The 24,616-nt window shown below is 63.3% G+C and carries 21 protein-coding genes and 3 pseudogenes; 4 read left to right on the top strand and 20 right to left on the bottom strand.

The window, feature by feature from the left end; genetic code table 11:
- Positions 1–141 precede the first annotated feature (141 nt).
- The 11 genes from FFI87_RS02240 to FFI87_RS02190 all read right to left on the bottom strand — a co-directional run bounded on the left by FFI87_RS02240 (position 142) and on the right by FFI87_RS02190 (position 14,482).
- Positions 142–1,164, bottom strand: a complete 1,023-nt coding sequence (locus tag FFI87_RS02240) for a DUF4123 domain-containing protein (protein WP_138848317.1) — start codon at positions 1,162–1,164, stop codon at positions 142–144.
- Positions 1,164–3,725, bottom strand: coding sequence for a type VI secretion system Vgr family protein (locus FFI87_RS02235; RefSeq protein ID WP_138848318.1), 2,562 nt, complete (start codon positions 3,723–3,725; stop codon positions 1,164–1,166). Before FFI87_RS02235 ends, FFI87_RS02240 begins: the two co-directional genes overlap by 1 nt.
- Positions 3,726–3,804: 79 nt before the next feature.
- The gene (tssA, locus tag FFI87_RS02230) at positions 3,805–4,926 is read right to left on the bottom strand and encodes a type VI secretion system protein TssA (RefSeq protein ID WP_011655827.1); all 1,122 of its coding nucleotides are present in this window, start codon (positions 4,924–4,926) and stop codon (positions 3,805–3,807) included.
- Positions 4,927–4,965: 39 nt separating this feature from the next.
- Complete coding sequence (tssH, locus tag FFI87_RS02225; RefSeq protein ID WP_138848319.1) at positions 4,966–7,635, bottom strand: type VI secretion system ATPase TssH; 2,670 nt, start codon at positions 7,633–7,635, stop codon at positions 4,966–4,968.
- A 43-nt stretch (positions 7,636–7,678) separates the two neighbouring features.
- Positions 7,679–8,779: a type VI secretion system baseplate subunit TssG gene (tssG, locus tag FFI87_RS02220; RefSeq protein WP_012362965.1), complete on the bottom strand. Its 1,101-nt coding sequence runs from the start codon at positions 8,777–8,779 to the stop codon at positions 7,679–7,681.
- Positions 8,743–10,578, bottom strand: coding sequence for a type VI secretion system baseplate subunit TssF (gene tssF / locus FFI87_RS02215; protein WP_105834610.1), 1,836 nt, complete (start codon positions 10,576–10,578; stop codon positions 8,743–8,745). Before tssF ends, tssG begins: the two co-directional genes overlap by 37 nt.
- Before the next feature lie 77 nt (positions 10,579–10,655).
- The gene (tssE, locus tag FFI87_RS02210; protein WP_012362963.1) at positions 10,656–11,141 is read right to left on the bottom strand and encodes a type VI secretion system baseplate subunit TssE; all 486 of its coding nucleotides are present in this window, start codon (positions 11,139–11,141) and stop codon (positions 10,656–10,658) included.
- A gap of 62 nt (positions 11,142–11,203) precedes the next feature.
- A complete protein-coding gene (locus FFI87_RS02205) occupies positions 11,204–11,707 on the bottom strand; it encodes an Hcp family type VI secretion system effector (protein ID WP_006477093.1) in 504 nt (167 codons plus the stop codon).
- A 70-nt stretch (positions 11,708–11,777) separates the two neighbouring features.
- Positions 11,778–13,268: a type VI secretion system contractile sheath large subunit gene (tssC, locus tag FFI87_RS02200; RefSeq protein ID WP_006751237.1), complete on the bottom strand. Its 1,491-nt coding sequence runs from the start codon at positions 13,266–13,268 to the stop codon at positions 11,778–11,780.
- A gap of 15 nt (positions 13,269–13,283) precedes the next feature.
- Positions 13,284–13,799: a type VI secretion system contractile sheath small subunit gene (tssB, locus tag FFI87_RS02195; RefSeq protein WP_006751238.1), complete on the bottom strand. Its 516-nt coding sequence runs from the start codon at positions 13,797–13,799 to the stop codon at positions 13,284–13,286.
- Positions 13,800–13,843: 44 nt separating this feature from the next.
- The gene (locus tag FFI87_RS02190; protein WP_011655822.1) at positions 13,844–14,482 is read right to left on the bottom strand and encodes a tetratricopeptide repeat protein; all 639 of its coding nucleotides are present in this window, start codon (positions 14,480–14,482) and stop codon (positions 13,844–13,846) included.
- A 376-nt stretch (positions 14,483–14,858) separates the two neighbouring features.
- On the opposite strand from FFI87_RS02190, the gene tssJ reads away from it, so the two are divergent.
- From tssJ to icmH, 3 genes are all read left to right on the top strand, one after another.
- Positions 14,859–15,467 (top strand): type VI secretion system lipoprotein TssJ, encoded by a 609-nt coding sequence (gene tssJ / locus FFI87_RS02185; RefSeq protein ID WP_105785629.1) that lies wholly within the window; start codon positions 14,859–14,861, stop codon positions 15,465–15,467.
- A gap of 104 nt (positions 15,468–15,571) precedes the next feature.
- A complete protein-coding gene (gene tssK, locus FFI87_RS02180; protein ID WP_012362961.1) occupies positions 15,572–16,918 on the top strand; it encodes a type VI secretion system baseplate subunit TssK in 1,347 nt (448 codons plus the stop codon).
- On the top strand, positions 16,915–17,697 hold the full coding sequence (gene icmH, locus FFI87_RS02175; protein WP_006751242.1) for a type IVB secretion system protein IcmH/DotU: 783 nt from the start codon (positions 16,915–16,917) through the stop codon (positions 17,695–17,697). Before tssK ends, icmH begins: the two co-directional genes overlap by 4 nt.
- 66 nt (positions 17,698–17,763) lie before the next feature.
- Here the strand turns inward: icmH and FFI87_RS02170 are convergent, their stop codons facing one another.
- Together FFI87_RS02170 and FFI87_RS02165 are read right to left on the bottom strand one after the other, a co-directional pair.
- Positions 17,764–19,089: an IS4 family transposase gene (locus FFI87_RS02170; RefSeq protein ID WP_138847259.1), complete on the bottom strand. Its 1,326-nt coding sequence runs from the start codon at positions 19,087–19,089 to the stop codon at positions 17,764–17,766.
- 141 nt (positions 19,090–19,230) lie between these two features.
- Positions 19,231–19,548, bottom strand: coding sequence for a hypothetical protein (locus FFI87_RS02165; RefSeq protein WP_138848320.1), 318 nt, complete (start codon positions 19,546–19,548; stop codon positions 19,231–19,233).
- A 219-nt stretch (positions 19,549–19,767) separates the two neighbouring features.
- On the opposite strand from FFI87_RS02165, the gene FFI87_RS02160 reads away from it, so the two are divergent.
- Complete coding sequence (locus tag FFI87_RS02160) at positions 19,768–21,027, top strand: IS256 family transposase (RefSeq protein ID WP_138848321.1); 1,260 nt, start codon at positions 19,768–19,770, stop codon at positions 21,025–21,027.
- A 429-nt stretch (positions 21,028–21,456) separates the two neighbouring features.
- On the opposite strand, the gene FFI87_RS02150 is transcribed toward FFI87_RS02160, so the two are convergent.
- From FFI87_RS02150 to FFI87_RS35310, 7 genes and pseudogenes are all read right to left on the bottom strand, one after another.
- Positions 21,457–21,882 (bottom strand): SMI1/KNR4 family protein, encoded by a 426-nt coding sequence (locus FFI87_RS02150; protein ID WP_138848322.1) that lies wholly within the window; start codon positions 21,880–21,882, stop codon positions 21,457–21,459.
- A 180-nt stretch (positions 21,883–22,062) separates the two neighbouring features.
- The gene (locus FFI87_RS02145; protein ID WP_138848323.1) at positions 22,063–22,536 is read right to left on the bottom strand and encodes a hypothetical protein; all 474 of its coding nucleotides are present in this window, start codon (positions 22,534–22,536) and stop codon (positions 22,063–22,065) included.
- 8 nt (positions 22,537–22,544) lie between these two features.
- Positions 22,545–22,781 (bottom strand): annotated as a pseudogene (locus FFI87_RS35315) (type IV secretion protein Rhs); the annotation flags it as partial.
- Positions 22,782–22,877: 96 nt separating this feature from the next.
- Complete coding sequence (locus FFI87_RS02140; RefSeq protein WP_138848324.1) at positions 22,878–23,261, bottom strand: DUF2750 domain-containing protein; 384 nt, start codon at positions 23,259–23,261, stop codon at positions 22,878–22,880.
- Positions 23,262–23,430: 169 nt separating this feature from the next.
- A pseudogene (locus FFI87_RS35205) lies at positions 23,431–23,646 on the bottom strand (colicin E3/pyocin S6 family cytotoxin).
- Positions 23,647–23,830: 184 nt separating this feature from the next.
- On the bottom strand, positions 23,831–24,205 hold the full coding sequence (locus tag FFI87_RS02125) for an immunity 50 family protein (RefSeq protein ID WP_409995109.1): 375 nt from the start codon (positions 24,203–24,205) through the stop codon (positions 23,831–23,833).
- A gap of 84 nt (positions 24,206–24,289) precedes the next feature.
- Positions 24,290–24,546: pseudogene (locus FFI87_RS35310) on the bottom strand (type IV secretion protein Rhs); the annotation flags it as partial.
- Positions 24,547–24,616: the final 70 nt, after the last annotated feature.

Raw genomic sequence — 24,616 nt, 5'->3', positions numbered from 1 at the left:
CCATGTCGTACCTCCTGCACCCCATACGCGTCGGTAATGGTGATTCGGGTCATTATGGAAATCCCGCTATAGGTCGGCTCCGACTCGCCACACCCGTTCGAGCTCAAAGCCACCGCAAGCAGCCCAGCCACCAGCACGGACCTACGCCACAGCACTACGCGCCTCCGGCATCCCACGATCGTGCGCATCGCGAATCGCATCCCAGGTCGCATCGTCGATGGACGCCAGCGCCGCATCGACACTAGTTTCTCCGCGCGCCACGGCTTCGAGACGCGACTGTACGGCCGGATGCTCGTCGAACTGCGGCGCAACCTGCACGCCCGTCACGACATAGCAGAGCAGCCCGACCTCGTCGCCGATCCCGTGCGCCGCCGCGCGTCCGAGCTGCTCGACAACCAGGTCATGCAGTTCCGCATCGGACAGATGATCGACGACCGCCGCCATCGTCTCCCGAAACTTCAGCACGAGCTTGTCCGGATACCCGAGCTCGATCAGTTGCGCATGTTGCCGCTCGCTGAGGCCCGGCGCGTCGCCCGGCGTCAGCGAGCCTTCGACCGCTGGCGTTTCGTTGAACCATACGACCTCATCGAGCCGCCGGTCGCGATACCGGATCTCGGCTAACGGCGCGACAAACTGCTGCGCCTGCGTATCGCTCCACACCTGCCGAAGCCGTGCGAATACATGGTTGTCGAAGAAGAACAGGTAGTACGCACGACCGTTCGGCAGCGCGTATTTCACGTACTGCCGCAAATGCGCATCGAGCGCGTCGAACGACCACGCCGAACACAACCACGTCACCGCATGCAGATCGACAGCCTCCAGCCATAGCTGGCGAAGCAGCCGATGCTGCTCGGCCTCCTCGTCGTCGAGCGCCTGACGGTCGAGCGCGATCAGGTACGGCGCGATATCCGTATAGGCATCGAGCCCGGTATCGGTCCAGAGCGATGCATGGCGCAGGCCGCGCATGGCTGCGAGCTGCGTGTCCAGTTCCTGATAGCCGCGCGTGTCGACGAGCACATAAAGCCGCATCGCCCTACCGTCGTCGGCCTTGCGCTCAAGCGAGACCTTCAGCGTCTCCAGAAACACGGGCCACTCCGGCTCACGCTGATTCGGCGCTTCGTCGACTACCTCGCCCACGTCGCCCATATCGTTGACTTCGTCCATCAATCCGCCTCGACCATCGATTCCCGACCGCTATGCGCATTCAGCACGCATTGCTTGCACGTGCCGCCCGGCATCGCGGGCAGCGGATACTGCATGCTCGCCGGACCGCTGAACTGATGCTGTCCCCCCTTGAAATCAATCTTCCCCGGCGCGTGAATCTCGATGTTGCCGCCCTTGATCCGGATATACGCGCCGCCCGACGTCAGCAGGATCTCCTGCTTCGCGGCCACGTCGACGGCCTCGGTCGCCGCCATCATCTTCACGGTCTTCTGCGCGGTAAGTTCGATGTTGTCCGCGTGCGCCTGGACCTCGACCTTGCCCTTCGCCGCAAATAGCTTCATACCCGCGTTCTGCGCGAACAGGCTGATGCGATCCCGGATGCCGGCGATCAGCGACTTCCCGCTGGTGATGAACGTGCTTTCCCCGCTGACGATATTGGTCTGCCGATCGCTCGCCAGATGCACCGACTGCTGCGACGCCACCCCGATCCCCGCCGGGCTGGCGAACAGCATCACCGGCTCCTTGAACGCATTCGCGTTCCCCGTCCCGCCGCCGGCGGTCCGGCCACCGCCCGCCGTCGAGCCCGGCACGCTGTTCCGCGTCGCATCGGTGAATTGCTTCAGCGCATCGTGACCGGTGTCGAGACTCTCCGCCTGGTGCGTCTCGCTGACCTGCGACATCGACTCGATCAGCCCGTCCGCATTGGCGAGCTGCTGCTGCGCTTCGCTCACGTCGAGCGGCTGGCTGTTGGCCTGCTTCGGATGCGTCGTCACGTACAAGCCCTGCCCGGCACGCATCGCGCCGTGCGCGTCCGTGCGCAGATCGAAGCCCGAGCCGAGATACGCGCCGCGCGTGTTGCCGTTCTGCTCGATCAGATAGCCGAGATGAAGCAGCGAATTCGCGCTGCTGCTGAACAGGCGCGCGCGGTTCTGCCCGGTCGCGTCGTCGAGCACCATCTCGTTGTGCCCCGATCCCGCATACTCCTTCGAGCGGAAGCCCGACAGGATCCCGTCGCTATGCCATTGCGGCTTGACGGCCCCGTTGTAGACGCGGTGCATCACGATCGGCCGGTCGCAGTCGCCGCCGATGTAGCCGATCAGCACTTCCTCTCCGACTCGCGGAATATGAACGGCGCCGTAACCGCCACCGGTATCGGACTGCACGACGCGCATCCAGCACGACGCATTCTCGCGCCCTTCGCTCTGCCGATCCCAGACGAACATGACCTTGATCCGGTTCAGCTCGTCCGTGTAAACCTCCTCGCCCTTCGGGCCGACGACGACGGCCGTCTCGAGCTGCATCGCGGGCTTGCGATGCTCGAAGGGGCTCCGATACGGGACGCTCGCGCGCTGCGCCTCGACCTCGACGAGATAAAACCCGGCGGAGCCGTCGTCATGCCCGACCTCGAACGCAGCCGCATCTGCATGACAGGCCTTCACCTGCGCCAGCTGGTCCTGCAGGCTATGCGGGAAGGTCGCCTCGTGGTCCGAGATCGGCAGATTGTTCTCGATGTATCGCGCGACGGCGATGGCCGCGAACTCGCGATCGCCGGCCGAATCGCGATCGTGCTCGGGATGACCGGTCAGCGTGAAGCGTCGGCCGGCATCGATCGCGCGCACGCCGCCCGCGCCGAAGAAGCGCTTCGCGCGCGACTCCCACTCCTCGAGACGAATCTTCGACAGATGTTCGCCGCGCGCCTGGCCCGGATACGTATACGCGCCCGTGTATTCGTAGATTTCCGCCTGGCCCGGCAGATCACCCTGGCCGGCCTTCGTCGGCAGCGTCGTACCGTTCGGACTGCCCGCCGACGACGGCGATTTGTAGTCGAACGTACGCGTCGTGTGCTGCGTGCTTTGCAACGTCCGCGACGCGGCCCATTGCGTTAAACCGGCCGTTTCGGTGCCCGTCCCCGACCGGTCGAAGGTTACGGCATTCGGCGACAGCGCGTCGATCGCATGCAGGTCATCGGTGATGACGAGCGTGTGCGCCTTCCCGTCTTCGCTGTGCCGCCAGAAACCGAACAGCCCTTCGTCCTCCATCAGCCGGTGCACGAAGTTCCAGTCGGTTTCGCTCTGCCGGCAGTAGGACCGGGACGGCAACGGCTTCGACAGCGCGAACTGGTACTGGCCCTTTGCCTGCGGATGGTTGTCGAACACATCGGCGAGGATCGCGTCGACGGACTTGTCCTGCCAGTACCGCATGTCGCTGCGGAACTTGAGGAAGTGCATCCACGACGCAAAGCGCAGCTGGTAACTTGACAGGCCGCCGTCCGCGCCGAGCCGGCGCGCCGTGTGGATATAACCGTTGATCGGCAGATACGACTTGTCGGCCTGCTGGATCCACAGCGTGATCGGCTGCGCGATGAGCATTTTGAGCTCGATGTCGCTCGCGGTGGATACCAGGTCGAGAACAACCCCGAAGTCGCGGCCGAGCTCGGAACGCGTCACCGCGCGGCGCGGCACGAGCGCATTGCTCGGCAGCGACGGGATGTCCGTCTTCAGCAGGCGGTCGCGCTGAATCAGGCCGCCGCGAATCGCCTGTGCCAGTTCGGTCACGTTCATGCGTCACCCTTTCTTCTCGTTCATCGCGAGCCTGCCAGGCGCGCGCTCTCAGGTCTCAAACCCGTCGCCCACGACTACCTCACGACTGCTCGTCGGGCCTCACCCCCAGCAGCTCGCGGATATGCGACAGCGATCCGTCGTCCTTCACGACGCTCTCGAGCCACTTGTGCAGCGGCATGTCGGCCCATTCGGCGGCCTTGTCCGCGAGATACGCGACCGGGCTGTGCGGCTCGGTCTGCCGGAAGTAACGCGCGACGGCGCGTAGCTGGTCGACAGCCTGCGCGCGGTTCTGGATACCGGCAATCATTTGCGTCATCGGAGGACGCGGAGCGGTCTGCGACTGCACATGGGTCTCCTGGATCGGGAACGCGTCGCCGAAGCTCGGCTCGAGGCGCTCGGGCTGCGCCTGCGGTGCCGACGGCGCATGCGGCGCGCTACCCGTATAGCCCTGCTCGCGCGCAAAGCGCTCGGCGAGCCGGTACACGGTCTCGAACGCGTCGCGCGCCTGCCGGAAGCTCGGCGCCGAATCGCCCGCGCGTTCGACGAGCCGCTCCTCGAACGCATCGAGCGAGAACTCGAACGCCTTCAGGTTCGCGAGCAGCGTCGTGTAGAACGCGATCGGCGTCACGCGCCGCGACGCATCGACCTGCTCGACCGACGGTTTGCCGCGCGCGATGTCGTCCGCGTGTTCGGGGTCGCGCTTCACGGCCTGCGCCACATGCTGCGCGACTTCCCAGTCGAGCGTGGTGAACGCGTTCGACGCGCCTTCCGTCACGGGAATGCCGCGCAGCAACTCGGCCGTGCGGCCGGACAGCCACGCGACGTTGCCGAGCCGGTATTCGACGTCGTCGCCTTCCGGCAGCGGATGTACGGTGTCCCAATAGTCGCGGCACAGGCCTTCCAGCAGCGCATAGCCTTCGGTGAGGCCGGTGATGCCGTCCTCCAGCGCGAGCGCCTCGGTCAGCCATACGGCGAGCCGCAGGTCCTTGGTGCGCGTGCGCAGCAGCTCGCCCGCGTGATCGACGACGAAGCCCCAGTCGGCCTCCTTGATCTCGGTCACCCACTCGCCCTGGTCGAGCGTCGGATCGTCGTAGCGCCGCGCGTCCTGGATCGCGTCGAATTCGTTCGAGAACAGCAGGTCGTCGCCGCTGGGCGACGCATCGCTGATCGGCGTCAGCAGCTCGGGAAGATTGATCGGCATGGTTCGGTCAGTTCATCAATGCGTGTTGCGCGGCCGTGCTCATTCGACGGTGTAAGCGAATTCGCCGGCCTCGTCCGCGCGCACCGCGATGCGCGCGATGGCCGCGCCGTCGGCGATCCGGCCGAGCACGTGGCCCGCGATCTCCGGCAGCAGCGTGCCGTTCAGGATGTGGTCGACGTTTCGGGCGCCCGAGTCGACCTCGGTGCAGCGCGCGAGCACCGCATCGACGAGCGATTCGTCCCACTCGAACGCGGCCTTGTGGTTCGCGTCGATGCGGCGGCGGATCCGTTCGAGCTTCAGCTCGATGATCTCGGCCAGCACGTCGTCGGAAATCGGGTAGTACGGCACGACCTTCATCCGGCCGAGGAACGCGGGCTTGAACGTCTTGTACAGCTGCGGGCGCAGCGCCTCGGCGAGCGCGTCCGGATCGGGCAGCTCCTCGGCCGGCTTGTTCAGGCACGCCTGCATCACCGCGGCCGACCCGACGTTCGACGTCAGGATGATCAGCGTATTGCGGAAGTCGATCTCGCGCCCTTCGGCGTCGTCCATCGTGCCCTTGTCGAACACCTGGAAGAACATCTCGAGCACGTCCGGGTGCGCCTTCTCGACCTCGTCGAGCAGCACGACGGAATACGGGTTGCGGCGCACGGCCTCGGTCAGCACGCCACCTTCGCCGTAGCCGACGTAGCCCGGCGGCGAACCCTTCAGGCCCGACACGCTGTGCGCTTCCTGGTACTCGCTCATGTTGATCGTGACCATCTTGCGCTCGCCGCCGTACAGGATGTCGGCCAGCGCGAGCGCCGTCTCGGTCTTGCCGACGCCCGACGGCCCGACGAACATGAACACGCCGCGCGGCTTGTTCGGATCCTCGAGGTTCGCGGTCGCGGTGCGCACGCGCTGCGCGATCGCGTCGAGCGCATGGTCCTGGCCGATCACGCGCGCGCTCAGCAGCGGCTGCAGGTTCAGCACGGTGTCGATCTCGTCCTTCACCATCCGGCCGAGCGGAATGCCGGTCCACGCGGCGACGATCTCGGCGACGACGTGGCCGTCGACCTGCAGCGGCACCATCGGCTCACCGCCCTGCAGCGCGTGCAGCGCAGCGACGCGCTCGGCCAGCTTCTCGCGGGTGGCCGGCACGTCGACCGGCTCGCCGTCTTCCGACGGGCCACGCGCCTTGTCGAGCGCATCACGCAGTTCGGTGATCTCGGCGACGATCACGCGCTCGGCTTCATAGCGCGCTTCGTTCTCTGCCAATTGCGCGAGCGCCGTGTCGCGCGCGCCGCGCAGTTCGCCGAGCCGCTCGTCGTGCGACGCGCCGCCCGCCGATTCGCGCTCCAGCGACGCGATTTCCGCGTCGATGCGCTCGATGCGCTTTTTCGTGTCGTCGATCGCCGCCGGCGTCGCGCTGTGCGCGAGCGCGACCTTCGCGCACGCGGTGTCGAGCACGCTGATCGCCTTGTCCGGCAGCTGGCGGCCGCTGATGTAGCGATGCGACAGGCGCACCGCCTCGGTGATCGCGTCGTCGAGGATCCGCACGTTGAAGTGCTTCTCCATCAGCCCGGACATCCCGCGCAGCATCGCGGCCGCGAGCGGCTCGCTCGGCTCCTCGACCTTCACGACCTGGAAACGCCGCGCCAGCGCCGCATCCTTCTCGAAGTACTTCTTGTATTCGCTCCACGTCGTCGCGGCGATCGTGCGCAGCTCGCCGCGCGCGAGCGCCGGCTTCAGCAGGTTCGCCGCGTCGTTCTGGCCGGCCTGGCCGCCCGCGCCGATGATCGTGTGTGCCTCGTCGATGAACAGGATGATCGGATGCGCGCTCTTCTTCACCTCGTCGATCACGCTCTTCAGACGGTTCTCGAACTCGCCCTTCACGCTCGCGCCGGCCTGCAGCAGGCCCATGTCGAGCACGTGCAGCGCGACGCCGGAGAGCGGCGGCGGCACGTCGTCGGCCGCGATCCGCAACGCGAGACCCTCGACGACCGCCGTTTTGCCGACGCCGGCCTCGCCGGTCATGATCGGGTTGTTCTGGCGGCGGCGCATCAGGATGTCGATCGCCTGGCGGATCTCCGCTTCGCGACCGATCACCGGATCGATCTTGCCGTCGCGCGCACGCTGGGTGAGGTTGGTCGTGTACGTGTCGAGCGCGGGCGTCTTCGACGGGCCGGCCGCGGGCGCGGCGCCGTTGGCAGCCGGCGCGACGTCGCCGTCTTCCGCATCCGGCTGGCGCGGCTCGGCCTCGCTCGAGCCGCCCATGATCTCGTCGAACTTGTGCTTCAGGTCCGTCACGTTCATTTCCGCGAACTGCGGCGACATGCGCTGCGCGAACTGCGCGAGATCGGGCGCGGTCAGCAGCGCGAGCAGCAGGTGCCCCGAGCGGATGCGGCCGAGCTGCGAATCGAGCGACGCGATCAGCCACGCCTGCTCGAACAGCGCGATCAGATGCACGGAGAACACCGGCGTGCGCGTGTTGCCCGTCTTCAGCCGCGTGAGCTCGCGCTCGAGGTCGGCACGCAGCGCATGCGGATCGACGCGGCTTGCGCGCAGCGCGAGCGGCAGGTCGCCCGTCGCTTCGTCGAGCAGCGCGAGGAACAGGTGCTCCAGATCGACCTCGTAATGGCCGCGCGCCAGGCACGCGCTCGCCGCACGCTCGGTCGCGTGCCGGCACAGCGGGTTCAGTTTCGTGATCAGGGTCTTCAGAGGCGTGCTCATGGCGTCGATCTCAGGTTCGATTGGTGTTTATTGTCGTTTGGAATCAGTGAATCACGTGCAGTTCGTAGCGGGCGTCCGAGCGGTCGTGGAGCGCGTCGCGCGTGCAGAGGAACGCGTCCCAGCCGAGCCGCGAGCCTGCGCCGAGCACGCTCGCGCCCACCTCGGTGCGCTTCAGCACGAGCTTCACCTCGTATTCGAGCGTGACGCCGGCGAGCAGCGTCAGCATCCGTTCGAGCGCGACGGCGTGCGCGCCGCCGGGCAGGAACGCCTCGTAGTCGCGCTTGGACAGCGGGCCGACGACGATCCGCGCGCGCATGTCGCGCTGCCACACACGTTCGCCGACGAGCGCCGTCGCGCCGAGCACCACGTTGACCTCGCCGAGCACGCTCAACTGGTCGGGCGGCACGTCGTACCATTTGCCGACGAACTGGTCGATCTTCACCGGCACGCGGAAGTAGTCGGACAGCGCGCGCTGCAGGTACGCGGCCGACATCGGCCGGTGCCGCGCGGCGAGCGCGTAGCCGGCGACGGCCTCGTCGAGCACGCCTCCCGCGCCGGCCGCGAGGTTGTCGCGGATCTCGTCGCTCGGCACGCCGGCGATCGCGAGCAAGAGCGGCAGGTAGCGCTCGTCGCGATCGAGTTCGTAATGGAACGGCAGCCGGTATTTCTTCCACGCCGCATAGAACAGCGCGGTCGCGCGGTTCGAGAACACGTCGAAGAACGCGCGCGCCGCGTGGTCGCGCTTCAGGTGCTCGCGCGCGACGATCTGCTCGGTGTAGTGCAGCGGCAGCGCGCCCTGAGCGCCGAGCAGCCCGAAGAACGCCGGCGTCAGCTCGACGTGACCGAGCTCGCCGGCCGCGAGCGCGGCGTCGCGTTCATCCCCCGAATCGAGCAGCGCGCCGCCGTCGTGGAACGAGCGCGCGCCTTCGATCTCGCTCGGCGGAAAGCCGAGCGACAGCGTGTTGCGGAATTCGATGTGCTGCGCGACGACGTCGCCCTGCCGCCATGCGCCGGGCGCATCGGACGCCTGCCGTGCGAACAGCCCTTCGAGCACGCGCACCGCCTGGAAGAATTCGAAGCGGTGCGGCTCGTCGAGCAGCGCGTCGACTACGCCAGGATCGATTCGCCGGTTCGGGGCTTGCATCGGATGATCTCCTCGCCGGTGCGCTTCGACACCACGACTAGTTGAACGAAACTGTTGAGGTGGACATACAGCCCGAAGAAGCTGTCGAGCACGCGCACGAACGACGCGAGGCTCGCGCCGACGAAGTGCTCCTCGTCGATCGTCAGCCGGATCTCGATGCCGCGCACGAAGGTCGCGAACGGCTTCCCGGGCAGCCACTGCACGGCGCCGCGCTGCTCGACGCCGGCGAGGCCGTCGATCTGGCGCATCGACACGGCGGTGCGCCGCAGGTCGTACAGCGTCAGCATTTCCTTGAGCGGTGCGAGCCCGTGCGCGACCAGCGACACGTGGTTCAGCGCGAGGTGCGACACGAGCCGCCAGTGCGCGGCGCGGCCGCGCTCGAAACGCACGCTCTGGGTCGGGCGCCGCAGCAGCGAGATGCCGCTCGTCTGCGCGCCGCCTTCCTGGAACAGGTCGCCGCCTTCGAGGCCGAACGCGAGCATCGACGGCAGATCGCGGTTCGTGCAGGTGAGGTCGAGGCTCAGCGTGTCGGTCTGCGGCGACGTCGGCTCGAAGTCGATGTCGACGATCGAGATCTCCGTTTCGTATCCGGGGCTTTTCTGCGCGACCCAGTCGTTGCGGCGCGCGAACCAGTAATGACCGATCCGCGCCGATTCGCCGTGATGCAGCGAATAGAACGGCCGGAACTCGATCACCGATTCCTCGTGCGCCTGCTGCCGGACGAGCTTCACCGAATCGATCGAATACACCTCGTACGCGAACGCCCGGCGCGCCTCGGCGATCACCGGGTACGACACCGCGCGGTGCGTGATGCGGATCGGCTCGCCGTGCTGGCGGAACAGGTTGACGATCGGCGTGCAGAACAGCCGGAAATGGCTGGCCGTCAGCAGCTCGAGCAGCCGCGCGACGTGCGAATCGCTGCGCACGTCCTGCAGCACCAGATGCAGCGTCGCGCGCTGGCAGCGGCCCGCCGCGCGCGCGATCGCCGCGACGTCGAAATCGACGAAATCGAACTTGTCGGGGAACGCGAAGTATTCGGTGAGCAGGCGATAGGCGGGGTGCGACTTCGCCGGGTAGTCGATCAGCGCGTCGTCCTCGTCGAAGCCGGCGTGCGCGATCGGCAGCTTGCGCAGCGCGGTCCAGCGGCCGTTGCGCTCGGGCTCGACATACGCGCCGAGCACGTTGACGAACAGGCAGTCGGTCAGCGCGGCGACGAACGACTGTTCGCCGTGCAGGTGCGCGCGCAGCGTCGGCAGCTTCAGCGCGCCGAGATCGAGCTGCGCGGCAAGCGATTCGAACGTGATCGAGATCACGCCCGTCGCGTTGGACGGCAGCACCGTCGCGCTCGGCGCGAGCGCGACCGGCATGTAGCGCGCCTCCGAAATGCGGATCGGCGCGAGCGTCACGTCGTATGCGGTGCGGAACCGGCACTGCACGCCGCGGATCGGACGGCTCTTCAGCTCGGTGCCGCGGTCGATCACGACCGGTTCGGTCTGCTGGCCGGGCGAAGCCGGCGTGAATTGCGCGATCGAGCACGACGGGAACGGCCGCAGGTAGTGTGGATACAGCACTTCCAGCAGCGCTTCGGTGAATTCCGGGTAGTCGTCGTCGAGCTTCTTGTTGATGCGCGCGCCCAGCAGCGCGAACGACTCGATCATCCGCTCGACGTGCGGATCCTCGCAGTGCTCGCCGGACAACGCGAGCCGCGCGGCGATCTTCGGATAGCGTTCGGCGAAATCTCGCGAATAGCGCCGCAAAAACGATAATTCGCGCTCGTAATACGGCAGCAATTCTTCCATCGACGACCCCGAACCTCAATATTTCCTGCCGGACCCTGTTCCTCCACCGGGCGGTCCGGCCCGCTCGGCGGCTTGACTCACAGCATTCTTGCCGCGCGTGTGCGCGTGACCGAATACTGCAGCGTCGACGGCTGCAGCATCGCGTCGAAATTCACCGGCTCCTCGGCCGGATGCACGACGAGCAGCGCCTGGATCGCGAAGTAAAGCGCGTTGGTCGACTGCTCGTTCAGCTCGAACGTCACCTGCACCTGCTGCAACCGCGGCTCGTGGCGCGCAATGGCCTGCTGGATCGACTTGCAGATGAACGCGCGGTCGTAATGACTCGCGAGGCTCAGCCCCGCGAAATCGTTCAGCCCGTAGGTCAGCACCGACTTCTGGCATTCCGGCAGCTCCGCCAGTTCGAGTTCGGTGTGCGCGATACGGGTGTTGAGGATCGCCTCGACGTCGCGGGCAACCGTGTTCTTGAGCTCGTCCAGCGACAATTGCCGCATCGCTGCCGAGGCCGGCAGGTGCGGTTCGTCGTCGAACAGCTTGTCGAGAAAACTGGGTTCGAATCGTTTCATCAGCCGGCTCGCACAGCGAAAACGGCAACGGGACGCAGCGCGCCCCGTTGCCGCAACCGACCTTAGACCGCGTAGGTCTTGTCGTTCTTCGTCAGACTCCAGGCGCCCTGCGTGTTGCCGCCCTGGTTGCCGCCGATCTTCTGCTGGGTTTGCTTCCACTGCACAGCTGCGTACTTCAGCGAGAACGTCTCGAGCGGCAGACCTTCTTCGCGAACGCTCGGGGCGATGCTCGAGATGATCACGTACTTGAGCTTGACTTCCAGATACTGCACGCGCTTGCCTTCACCGTCAGCGCGCGAGAAATGGACCGTCACCTCGTCGAACGTGGTGCCGCCCGAAGCGTGTTGGTACAGCAGCGGGCTCGACGAATCGATTTCCTTCGTGAAAATCATGTCGCCGTGCTCGCAACGCGTCATCGTGTGACCGCCAGCGGTCGATGCGGTTGCCGAACGCGGTTGAACGATCGAGTGATCCCACGATTTCAGCTCGATCCAGCCCTGGTGGTCCTTGTCCGCGGACTCGCCCTTCACCGCGGGACTACCAAACTGCAAGTGCATATGTAACATGGCCCTTCGACTCCCCAAAGAGGTGGTTTTAACGTCCTACCCAGGCGGCCCGCCCGGGCGATTTGCTCGCTTATGAATTTGCCGGTTTGGGCAGATCAGCGACAAGTCGCAGAGAAATCGAGAGTTCGTCGAGCTGAAAGTGCGGGCGCAGGAACGCGACCGAACGATACGAGCCCGGCTTCCCCGGAATCTCTGACACTTGTATGGATGCCTCGCGCAGCGGGAATTGCGCCTTCTGTTCCTGCGATGCGTTGTCGTCGAGCAGGACGTACTGCGAAATCCACCGGTTGAGGAAAGTCTCCACGTTCTGCGCCGATGCGAAGCTGCCGATCTTGTCCCGCATCATCGCCTTCAGGTAGTGCGCGACGCGCGATACCGAGAAGATGTACTGAAGCTGGGCGGACAGGACGGCATTCGCATTCGCGCTGTCGGTGCTGTATTTTTTCGGTTTCTGCACCGATTGCGCGGCGAAGAACGCAGCGTAATCCGAGTTCTTGCAATGAACGAGCGGGATGAAGCCGAGGTCGCTCAGCTCCTTCTCGCGGCGATCGGTGATCGCGATTTCGGTCGGGCACTTCAGCGCGACTTCACCGTCGTCGGTCTTGAACGTGTGGGTCGGCAGATCCTCGACGAGGCCACCGCCTTCGACGCCGCGGATCGCCGCGCACCAGCCGAAGTCGTCGAACGCGGCGGTCAGGCGTGCCGCGAACGCCCACGCCGCGTTGCACCACAGGTACTTGTCGTGCTCGGTGCCGTCCACATCCTCGACGAAGTTGAAGTTCTCCGCGGTCTGGCCGTCCTTCGGATTGAACGGCAGGCGGCCGAGGAAGCGCGGCAGCGTGAGGCCGACGTAGCGCGAATCCTCGGAATCGCGGAACGACTTCCACTTCGCGTATTCGACCGTGTCGAACACCTTGCCGAGATCGCGCGGCTTGCCGAGGTCGGAGAACGACTCGAGGCCGAGCAGCTCCGGCGACGCCGACGCGATGAACGGCGCATGCGCGGCCGCCGCGACGTGCGACATCTGTTCGATGAAGTACATGTCTTCCGGCTGGCGCGAGATCTCGTAGTCGCCGATCAGCGCACCGAACGGCGAGCCGCCGAACGTGCCGAACTCTTCTTCGTAGACCTTCTTGAACAGCGCGCTCTGGTCGAACTCGCTCGCGCCCTTGAAGTCGCGCACGAGGTCGCGCTTCGGGGCGTGCAGCGCCTTGATCTTGATCGTCTGGCCCGTGTTGCTTTCCTTGACCAGGTAGTCCATCCCGCGCCACGTGCTTTCCAGGCGCTGGAATTCCGGCGCATGCATCACCGCGGAGAGCTGCGTGGAGATCAGGCGGTCGAGCTCCGCGACGCGCGCGTCGATCGTCGCCGACAGGTTGTCCGACACGATCACCGTGCCGTCGAGCACCTGGTGCACGAGTTCGCCGATCAGGTCCTTCGCACGCGCATGCTCGGAATCGGATTTCGCGACCTTGCTCTTCTCGACGATGTCGTCGAGCAACGAAGTCCCGGCGGCGTATTCCGCGCCGCTCGCTTGGGCCGCAGCCGTTTGCTGGTTCATCTCAATACTCCGTCGTCATTCGCCGTCTTTGTCGCCGCCCGTGCCCTTCGCGAGCTCCTGCAGCTGCTGCGTGTTCTTCAGCACTTCCGACAGCAGATCCTCGAGCTTGTCGTTGCCGGCGAGCTTGTTGCGCAGGTCGGCGAGCTTCGAACGCGCGTCGAGCAGGCGGCGCAGCGGCTCGACCTGTTCGACGACTTCGTCCGGGCTGAAATCCGACAGCGAACGGAACTTCAGGTCGACCGCGAACTTGCCGCCTTCCGGGCTCAGGCGGTTTTCCACCTGAAACGCGGCGCGCGGCTCGATCGCCTTCATCACGTCGTCGAAGTTGTCGCGGTCGATATTGACGAACTTGCGGTCGCGCAGCTTCGGCTGCTCGATTTCCGACTGGCCCGCCAGATCGCCGACGACCCCGACGACGAACGGCAGTTCCTTCACCTCGATCGCGTCGCCCTTCTCGACCTCGTAGGTCAATTGGACGCGCGGCGGCCGAATTTTCTGCAAGCTTTTCTGAATGCTTTCTTTCTTGGCCATCTCGACGGCTCCCAGGTTAGTTGTGGTTATCGCGTCAGTTGCGGTCAGTTGCGCAGCGCGCTGAATGGATCGGCTCCGCCCTTCTGCCCCGCGGCGGCCTGCGGTGCCGCAGGCGGCGTCGGCGCGGTCGTTGCCGCTTCAGCGGCCGGTGCCGCACCAGCCTTCGGACGATGAACGATACGGCGCGGCGTACGTGCCTTCGTGACGCGTTGCTCCGGCGGGAACAGCGCCGATTCGCCGAGCGTGTCGCGCAGCTGCTTCGCGAGCGCCTGCGCGTCCGACTTCGCGTCGCCCGCGAGCGACGCGTCCTGGCGCAACTCGCCGAGCGACTGCGTCGCGATCCGCAGGCCCGCGACGGCCAGCACGCTCTTCGCCTGGCGATCGGTCGCGTCACGCTGCAGCGCTTCCTGCGCGGCGACGATCGCCTGGCCATAGTGGTTCTGGGCAAACTGGATCTGCGCGATGCGCGACCACGGCTCCTCGCGCGTCGGATCCGCCTTCGCGAGCTGCTGGTACAGGCCGAGCGCCTTGTCCTGGTCACCCGACTTCGCAACGGCGTCCGCATCGGCCAGCGACTTGTTGAACACCTCGGCAGTCGGCGCCGGCGGCTGGCTCGCGCAACCGGCGATCACGCCGCAAGCCAGCACTACCCCAGAAAGTTTTGCGAAGAGACGGTCTTTCATCTTATATCCACCGGCGCGTGAGTATTAAAATCGTTGAGAATCTGGTTCTTTTGCTTTGCATGAAGCGCGCGGGTATAGTACCGATCAATTTTTCATAATTCAATCGCTGCGTGCAGAGTAATTCCTTTTAAAACCGAGCGCTACCCCCTCGAAACGCCTCTGGCAAAGGCCCGGCGGCGGCTTTCCCATCGACCGGAATGCGCAAGTTTTACTTGGCCAGCCAGGCGTCGCCGGGGCGACGGAAAAATTTTCCGGGGGCGCGATGCGCCGCACGTTTGCTTAATAGTTGAACACCAGATAAGCCGGACAGGCGCGGAGAGCGCGGAAGGCCCGGTAGTTTTGACAGGGGAGTTAAAGGCGGCACGCCGGAAATACGATGAGATCAATGATTCGCTATGCGCTGCCGCTGATTGCCTGCGCGCTCCTGGCCGGGTGCGCGGCCGCCCCGTTGCTCGGCTCTGCCGCGAGCGCCGTGCTGCAGGCTGCCGGCGTCGGCAAGCCCGAGCTGCCGGATGCCCAGAAGCCCCCGCGCAACATCGGGCTCACGCTCGCCGCCGCGCCCAACCTGAATGCCGCGAACGATCGCAAGCCGCTCGCATTAGTGGTAAGACTCTACGCGCTGAAGGATCCGACTTCGTTCCAGCAGGCGCCGTTCGACGCGTTCACCGATCCGACCAAGGAAAAGGCCGCGCTGGGCGCCGATCTGCTGAACGTGCGTGAAATCACGCTGATTCCGGGCCAGCGCTATACCGCGACCGAAAAGGTATCGCGCGAAGCGCAGGCATTCGGCATCGTCGCGCTGTTCCGCGATCCCGCCATCCAGCGATGGAAACTGACGTTCGACCCGGCGAAGTCGGAGAAATCCGGCATAATCATCGGCCTGCATAATTGCGCGATGACGGTCACCGATGGCTCCGTGATCGCCCCGCAACAAGGGGCGCCTTCGCAACCGCTGAATTTGCTTTCGTCCGTCAGCTGCGGTTAAAGACATGACGCGCGAATGTCAATTAACAAGAGTTAACAATTGGCGAGTTAATTCGGGCATGACCAAATCGATTACATCGCAACGCCACATTAACCGGATTTGACATGAGTTATTCGGCCAAGGTGCTGTGGGGGGAAGGGCTGTTCCTCCGGCCTCAACACTTTCAGCGGCAGGACGCCTACCACGAGGCGCGCCTGTTCGAATCCATCCAGGCGATCCAGCCGTACAACTGGGGCGTGCGCTCGGTGCGCATCGATCGCGATGCGCTCGGCAGCAACGTGCTGCGCGTGGCCGAGCTCGCGCTCGTGTTCCCGGACGGCGCGCTGTATGCCGCGCCGCAGGCCGACGACCTGCCGCCGCCGATCGCGCTCGACACGCTGCCCGACGGCATCAACGAATTCGTGTTCTACCTCGCGTTGCACCCGCTGCGCGAGAACGGCGCCAACTACAGCGACGATCCGGCCGCCGGCTTCATGACGCGTTTCGTCAGCGAGCAGACGAGCGTCGCGGACAACTTCACCGACGCCGCCGAAGCCGACATCACGTTCCTGAAGACGCAGGTCAAGCTGATCGCGCACAGCGAGCCGCGCGACCAGTTGCTGTCGGTGCCGCTCGTGCGCGTGCGCCGCACCGCGACGTCCGGCTTCGAGATCGACGACAGCTTCGTGCCGCCGTGCCTCGCGATCGAGGCTTCGCCGATCCTGCACCAGCGGTTGCGCCAACTGGTCGACGCGCTGCAGGCGAAGGTCAACGCGCTGTACGGTTTTCACCGCGAGCCGTCGAAGAACATCATCGAGTTCCGCTCGGGCGACATCGCATCGTTCTGGCTGCTGCACACCGCGAACGCCGCGTTCGCGACGCTCGCGCACTTGCACCAGCATGCGGCGCTGCATCCGGAACGACTGTTCCAGGAACTGCTGCGCCTCGCGGGGCAATTGATGACGTTCTCGAAGGGCTATACGCTCGCCGATCTCCCCGTGTATCGCCACGACGATCCGGGCCCGAGCTTCGCGCGTCTCGACCTGATGCTGCGCGAGCTGCTCGACACCGTGATCTCGACGCGCTACTTCGCGATCACGCTCGACGAGGTGCGTCCGTCGTTCCACCTCGGGCGCCTCGATTCCGGCAAGATCGACGACAAGACCGAGTTCTACCTGGCCGTGTCCGCGGACATGCCGAACGTCGAGCTCATCGATGCCGTGCCGGCCCGCTTCAAGGTCGGTGCGCCCGACGACGTCGACAAGCTCGTGCTGTCTGCGATGCCCGGCGTGCGGCTGTCGTACACGCCGCAGGTGCCGCCCGCGATCCCCGTGCGGCCGGGCGCGTGCTATTTCTCGCTCGATTCGCGCGGCGCGCTGTACGAGCGCATGCTGCAGGCCCAGTCCGCGATGATCTACGCGCCGACTGGCATCAATGACCTGAAATTCGAACTGATCGCGGTCACCTCATGAGCTACGCGCCCTCCCTGTTCGGCGACAACACGCCGGCACCGCTGCAGACCCCGGCGTCGACCGACGCCGCGTTCCAGGCCCGTTCACTGGTCGACCTGCTGTACGACGGGTTCTTCATGCTGTTCCTGCTCAAGAACGGCCGCGAGCCGGACAGCGCGAGCGAGTTCAGCACGAAGATCCAGGAATTCCTGTCGGATTTCGAGCGCGGCGCGAAGAAGCTGAATATCGCCGCGGAAGACGTGTACGCCGCGAAGTTCGCGTATTGCGCGGCGGTCGATGAAATGGTGCTGTCGTCGCAGTTCAAGATCCGGACCGACTGGGAGCGCCGGCCGCTGCAGCTCGTGCTGTTCGGCGAGCAGCTCGCGGGGGAGAAGTTCTTTCAGTATCTCGAGGAATGTCGCGCGCAGGGCGCGGCGCGGTTGCAGTCGCTCGAGGTGTTTCATATGTGCCTGCTGCTCGGGTTCCAGGGCAAGTATCTGCTCGAGGGGCCGGAGAAGCTGGCTTACCTCACCGCGCGGCTGGGCGACGAGATCGCGCATATGAAAGGCAAGCGCGCGCCGTTCGCGCCGCATTGGCCGCTGCCCGACCAGATCGCGCATCGGTTGAAGCGCGAGGTGCCGGTTTGGGCGATCGGGGCGGTGTTCGCGCTGGTCGCGCTGCTGGGGTATCTCGGGCTCAATACGTATCTGAAGGACAAGACGCTGCAGGCGTTGGCGCCTTATTCGCAAGTCGTCAAGGTCGGCCCGGAGTCTGCGAATTTGACGATTTCGTTGCCTTGAGGGGCAGGCTTCGTTCCGGGCTGATGCTTCATCGAAAAAGGACCGCTCGGCGGTAATGCCGTTCAGTTAAGGGACAGTGATGTGCCGAACGGCGTAACGCTTGGGGCGAGCTTTAACCACACGGGGGCATTCACGCCCCCGTTGTTTTTCCACGGTCTCGAACGCAAGGCGAGCGTGCAGGCGGTCGAGCCACGCCGGTATCTTGCCGAAGGCCGGGGTGACGGCAGCCCACATCATTTCGTGCTGAAAGACGTGCAATGCCCGTACGAAGCTGATGTCGGTCGGATCGAGTTTCGCCTGCCATGCGGCAGTGGCCATCTCGCGGCGAATCAGATTGTAGGCAATCAATGCGCCCCAGATCTCCTGATAGACCCCTTCGACGGTCCGGCTACGCAAGCTCAGCTCCGCACCGAGCATCGACTGCTTCAATTCTCGGTAGCTGGTTTCGATTTGCCAGCGGCGCCCATAGCAGGCGACGATATCGGCCGGTTTGAAGCGTTGGCGATCATCCAGCGAGGTCAGCAGCACGCGTTCGCGCCCGCGCGCATCGATGGTGCGAATCGCACGGACCTGCCAGAACTCCGGCAGTTCGGGAGATTGTTTGCGCGCCTGCGGGGACACGCGCATGCGTACTGTCGCATCGTCCGGCGTGCCGTCGATCACGTCCCATCGGGTATGGGATTTGGCCGGAATCAGGAAGTGGCGGTTGTGCCCATTCATCGTCAGGCCGCACAAGATCCGAGCGGCCAGAAAGCCCTTGTCGAATACCGTCAGTGAATTGTCCGGTATCTGCGGCAGCAGATCCTGGGCGTACACCATTTCGTTGGTGCCATAAGCGCCGAAGTTGATATCGGCCACCAGATGCGTCGGAATGGCAGTCAGCGTCACGGCCCGCACCTGCGGGTAACTGGCGACCTTGCCGCTGGCATAGCGTTGCGCGCCAAAGTGCTCACGATTGGCCGGGCTGTCGGCCGTGCGCAGCGTGGTGCCGTCCATCGCCCATAGACTCAATCCCTTGAATGCATGGCGTGCCGCGTCCTGCGTGGTCCACGCCCAGGCTGTCCGTTCGAACAGCCACGCCAGCGGCGCTTCGCCAATACGCTGGCGCGCCTGCGCCACGGCACTCTTGCTGACGAAGGGGACGACCTCGTTGGGCAGCGCCAGATCGAGACTGTCGAGTACCTCATTGATCGACCAGTGCCGGTACATGGCCAAGGCAATCACCAGCCAAACCACTTGTTCGGCCGGCAAGCGCCGACGGCGGATACTCGCGGTGCCCGTCGCCTCGATCGCATGCTCGATCCATTCTTGCGGCAAATGCTCCGCCAGCCGGCTCAGGTCCGGCGTGGGCTGTTGGGCTGCACTCAGATAGGTGAGGTGGCTGGAAAGCATCGCGCCAGAAGTTAACACCTCTGCGCACCGTTTACAACCACTCCTCCCAAAAACAAAAATGCCGTTCAGTCGCTTAACTGAACGGCATTAACCGCTCGGCGGTCCTTTTTTACTGTGGCGCATGGCACGTTGCGCGCGCCGTCAGAGCAGGATGAACTCGTCGTTGTCGACGTAGAACACGAATGCATCGAACAATTGCGCGACCGTTGGTTCGTCGACCTGGTCATGTGCGTTGATCACGATGTCTTCGATCGTCGCGCTGTTCAGCGTGACGCGCCAGCCGGGTTGCGGGGCCGTGGCGGGCGGCATGTCGGCTTCAGTGTGGTCGGCGTCTTCGGTGAATGCACCCTCTGTATCGAGCGTCCATGGCGTCGGCGGCAGACATAGCCAGCCGGAGAAGTCGCCGGGGTGTTCGAGGATGTGCTTCAGCGACGCGGTGGTCGCGGTGATGGTCGACATGGGTAGTGCGTTTGTAACGAGGATGAGTTTTGCTGGGCGCCGCAGTGTCACGTTGGCAGGCCGTCATTATGCCGATTCCGCGACGGGGGAATTGGTCGGGCTTGATCATCGTGCGTCGTGCGAGTGCTGAGGGAAGCGGCTCGCCGACAACACCCTTGGAAGCGAGCCTATCCGAACCTTTGTGTGTGAGGCATAAACTGATGGCCAAGGAGCCACTTTATGCCACGCAAACGCAAGGAAGAAGTGACGATTGAGCCGGGCAAGGGCTTGAACCTGGACCCGGAACTGATCAAGCAACTGGTGCCCGGGACGTTGGACCGCGCAACGATCAACGAGCAGCTCGCTGCGCTCAAGAAGGCGATCTTCGAGCGCGCGCTGGGTGGCGAGTTGACGCACCACCTTGGCTACGAGAAGGGTGAAGCCAAACCGGGCGGCCGCACGAACCATCGCAACGGCACCAGCCGCAAGCGCATCGCGACCGATGACGACCTGCTCGACGTCGAGATTCCGCGCGACCGCGAAGGCACCTTCGACCCGGTGCTGATCGCCAAGGGCGAACGGCGTTTCACCGGCTTCGACGACAAGATCATCGCGATGTACGCACGCGGCATGAGCGTGCGGGAGATTCAGGGCTTCTTGCTGGAGATGTACGGCATTGAGGTGTCGCCGGACTTCATCAGCACCGTCACCGACGCGGTGATCGACGAAGTGCGTGAGTGGCAACAGCGGCCGCTCGAGCCGATGTACCCGGTGGTGTTCTTCGACGCCTTGCGCGTCAAGATCCGCGACGAAGGCGTGGTCCGCAACAAGGCGATCTACTTGGCGCTGGGCGTGCGCCGCGACGGCACACGTGACGTGCTGGGCCTCTGGATCGAGCAGACCGAGGGGGCCAAGTTCTGGCTGCGGGTGGTGAACGACCTGAAGCTGCGTGGCGTGCAGGACATCCTGATTGCCGTGGTCGACGGCCTGAAGGGCTTTCCGGAAGCAATCAACACGGTGTTCCCGGAAACGACGGTCCAGACCTGCATCGTGCATCTGATCCGGAACTCGCTGGACTTCGCCAGTTGGAAAGACCGGAAATCCGTCGCGGCGGCGCTCAAGGAAGTCTATCGGGCACCGTCGGCCGAAGCGGCCGCCGTGGCGCTGGATGCGTTCGATACGAGCCCGTGGGGTACGAAATACCCACCGATTGCCGCCCTCTGGCGACGAGCCTGGGATCAGGTGATTCCGTTCTATGCCTTCGCGCCCGATATCCGGAAAATTGTATATACGACCAACGCCATCGAGTCGCTGCACATGCAGCTTCGAAAGATCATCAAGGCGCGCGGCCACTTCCCGTCGGACGAGGCCGCGCTCAAACTGATCTGGCTAGCGCTGCGCAACGTCGTAGCCAAGTGGACCGGTTCCCGGCACGATTGGAAGAGCGCGATGACCCAGTTTGCGCTGCTTTACCCGGAACGATTCAACATTGGAGTCTGAAACTCAATCCGCCTCACACACGAAATTCCGGATACCTCCTTGGAAGCCCATCATCTTCTAGCACGTCAAAATCCGAGCAATGTACTCAAGCTCATCAACGGAAAAATCACTCACCGCCTCAAGAGAAACTCCGTAATCCAGATCAAATTTCACATTGAACTGCTTTCCCATATACTCACAACACAAAACATCAGCCTCCGGTAAACAGACGATTTTTTGGAGGGAAATTCCACCCTTTCCGCCGAGCAATATACCGCGAACGCTCGCGAAATCCAGAGCGTCCAAATCCTTCGAATTAAATTCCCGCATCGTTAAGTACCTTATCGCAGTCAAGATCCCCGATCGTCGTCTTTCAATACCGGCCCTCGATTGCTGCAGCCCGATCGGGTCTTTGCTGATGAACTGTCCGTTACTTTAATCACGCGCTGGTTATAGACCATCTCCCGTTATGCCGCCGTCTCGAATGCTAGTCAGTCCGTCGACAAGGTCGCGCGCCAAAGGCTTGACTTCATCTTCTGTGAGCGCGCCAAGCGGCACAACAACGAAGCGTTCGCCTCCTCTGAGATCGAGAGCAAAGCAGTAATCCCCGCCATCCGTACCAATACCCACGAACCCCTGCCCCATGCGCTTCGTGATTGAATACAAGGCATTAAGTTCGACGATCTGCACGACGGTCCACAGGGCCAGATAGAGGTCACCAACCTCTCCCTCGCCCCCGTCCGACCACAGGAGGAGATCCTTATAGTTCGGTGGGAGCGAAGCACCTAGACTCGTTTCCAGGCTCCCGATGGCCGCTGGGGTGGACGGGGCGTTTCTGTGAAAGCCAGCGCCCAGCAATGTGGTGAAGTCCGTCATTTGATGGCTCCGAGTCGATCGAAGTATTTATCCGCCTTCTTCAAGGCACGCTTGCGGCAAGCATCCGAGATTCCGGCGGGGGCATGCGGTCCTGATCTCATCTCCCCCAAGCGTCAAGCCTTTGAGATTCACCAACAGATCGGTAAGGCGTAGCACTCCACATACTGCGGCTCTTTACCTTTACTCCTTACTCCATCTTTTTATATCTATCAATCGAACCCCTTCCATCTCGAAGAAATCGAAATCAACAGCCAATGACATGTCGGCCGATATAAAAACCAGATCCTCCAATATCTCAGCCCCAAATTCGAGCGCTACGTTTAGCAACCCTATCACCCCAACCTTCAGCAAGCCGCAATACTTCCAGTCCTCGTCAATCAGAACATAAAATTCGCGTTCAAAATTTTTAATGAGCGAAAATTCAGAACGAACACCCTCCACGGGAGTGCGTATTGTTTCCTGACTAAGTCCAGCACGAATCAGCCTGAACCGCTCTAAAATCGAATCTGTTTCCTCTAGGGAAAGCAATTCTGGACGATCAAGCGATGGAAATAACGCTGCCACCTTGGAAAGGTAAGTGCCGCAAATCCTCTTTCCGGTGGCCCTCCTGAAAAGAAGCTCCTTCCGGTACTCACTTGCATGGTTTTCACTCACTGACACCCCCTAATTGGCATTTTTTGCAGCGGATCGTTCTCCGGTACATAGCGGTCGGTACTGTTCCACTCCGGCGCGGTGCCCCCTCAACCGGTTCTGCCACATCTACGCCAGCGGTACAAATGTCCCCGCTCGTAGATTTCGTGTGTCCCCCGCTCACCATCGCTTTCGTACGCCAACGTGTCACCATCCCACCCGAACATCGGCCGCTCGCCGTACGCCTCCTTCGCAATACGGCGACCGAACGTCGAATCCTTCGCGATAGACGGTCTCAAGTGCGGACGTTCTACCGATGTGGTTCGGTGCAACTTCGTCTCATAAGGATGTGTTCCTTCGCGGGGTTACTCATATTGCTCGCGTTCCCGTCTGATCGATTTTTCGAGGTCCATCGGCGACATGAGTGTCCCGCGATCACTCGGTGCCGCAAAGACAGCGCAACTTCGCTGATCATTCGCCATCCCTGGCAGCCATCGCTCTAGAAAATCCTCTAGGGCAATCGCCTTTGGGCGAAATCCTTGCCATTGATCAGTCGCGCACAACGTTGCGAACGCCTCCTCAGGCCAGAAAGGCACCACCATCGTCGCGCCGGCGCTGGCCGTGGCCCATCCCTGATCAAAGAGGCTCCAGACAACTTCAGAGTCGGCGACCTTACGGAGGAAATATTCGCATCGGGATTGCGCATCGAGTCGTAGCACGTTCTCTATCTTCTTTGGATGTGCTGACATTAGTAACCTCCGATTTGATGCTGAGTCTTATGTAGGTCGGCGTGTTGCAACTCCGAGTGTCTGTAGCAGTGACCATTCTTTGCTTCGCTCCCGCCCGCGAGCAAGCTCCTTACCGGGTGTCCGTGCCGCTGGCGCGGCCCTGTTGGCTTCCCCGTGCAATGGCCCTACGTCACCGCATCACAAGAAAGAAAATATTCGAATCGCTCAAAGTCCTTGTAGCGTCTGCGCAGTTGCCGGCCATGGCTTCGCCAGTGTTGGGATCGAACGCGCCCATGTGCTTACCTCGCTTGTTATACATCTCAACTTCGCCGTGCTGCGTGTCTCACTCACAAATACACCCCTTCGCCCGCTTCCAACGCTTTCGTAAACCACCACCGCCCTGCACTGACGTCTTCGGTTTCGCGCGCCGGCACCGGGAAAACGTGGAAGACCTCCTGGCGCGGGGATGTACTCCGGCACCTCAACCGGCAACTGCTTTCCGGTCGCACTGGGTTCGGACGAATTGCTGACGTCTCCGCAGACCGCACCGGCTCAATGGTGCTACTCGGATGAATCGCTCGATTTATCAATTAAGGGCTCCCGACGAACCCGCAAGCAACGCTCTCAATACGAATCCAGTCGCACGAGAATTTCAACGCAACGTTGTTCTTGCACGAGAACCGAACGAACACTCGATCATCAATATCCTTTAAATCGACCTCGTCAACGATATTTTCGCATCCCCACTGACAAAACGATAAATCGCTTACCCCAATAAACGAAATTCCGATATAAACCTCATCGTAATTCTGCGGCCACCGCGTAGGATGCTTTGTTGGTTTTTTCCCCGTTGCAAGCCTAATTGATATCCTTGGCTCGTCTCGAGCGACACGAACCTCGGTTAGCTCTGTTCCGACAAGGGAAGGAAATTCTCCATAAATTGAAGTGATCGCCTTGGGATTCATCACCTTCGTTGTCGTATTCATTTCCTGTTTCGACAGTTGAAGTAGTAGGTGATCCTCCATCCCATCGTGCACGGGTCGTGCCGTACTGGACAACAGGCGGACCGTCTCGCGATGAAGGTCATCACTCTCGAACTGCACGCGCTCCTCGTCGTCGAACAGCATCCCGCGCACATGACCACAACCGCACATCAGGCAGTCAACGGCATGCCTGTCCGGTCACACGGTACGTCGACGATTGCCGAGCTTGTCGTATTCGTGATGCCACACGTAGCCACGTCGTTCATCGAACGGATTGTAGGCGTGATGCTCACGCCGAGATCGCCCACTGGATCGAAGAAGAAACTGCACGCGGCTGTTGCTACGGCCACAACTTCAGCCCCAACCACCGAATAACACCAAGGGCCGCTCGCG

The sequence above is a fragment of the Burkholderia sp. KBS0801 genome, assembly GCF_005937855.2.
GTDB classification, from domain to species: Bacteria; Pseudomonadota; Gammaproteobacteria; order Burkholderiales; family Burkholderiaceae; genus Burkholderia; species Burkholderia ambifaria.
This window is presented reverse-complemented; position numbering and strand designations above follow the sequence as displayed.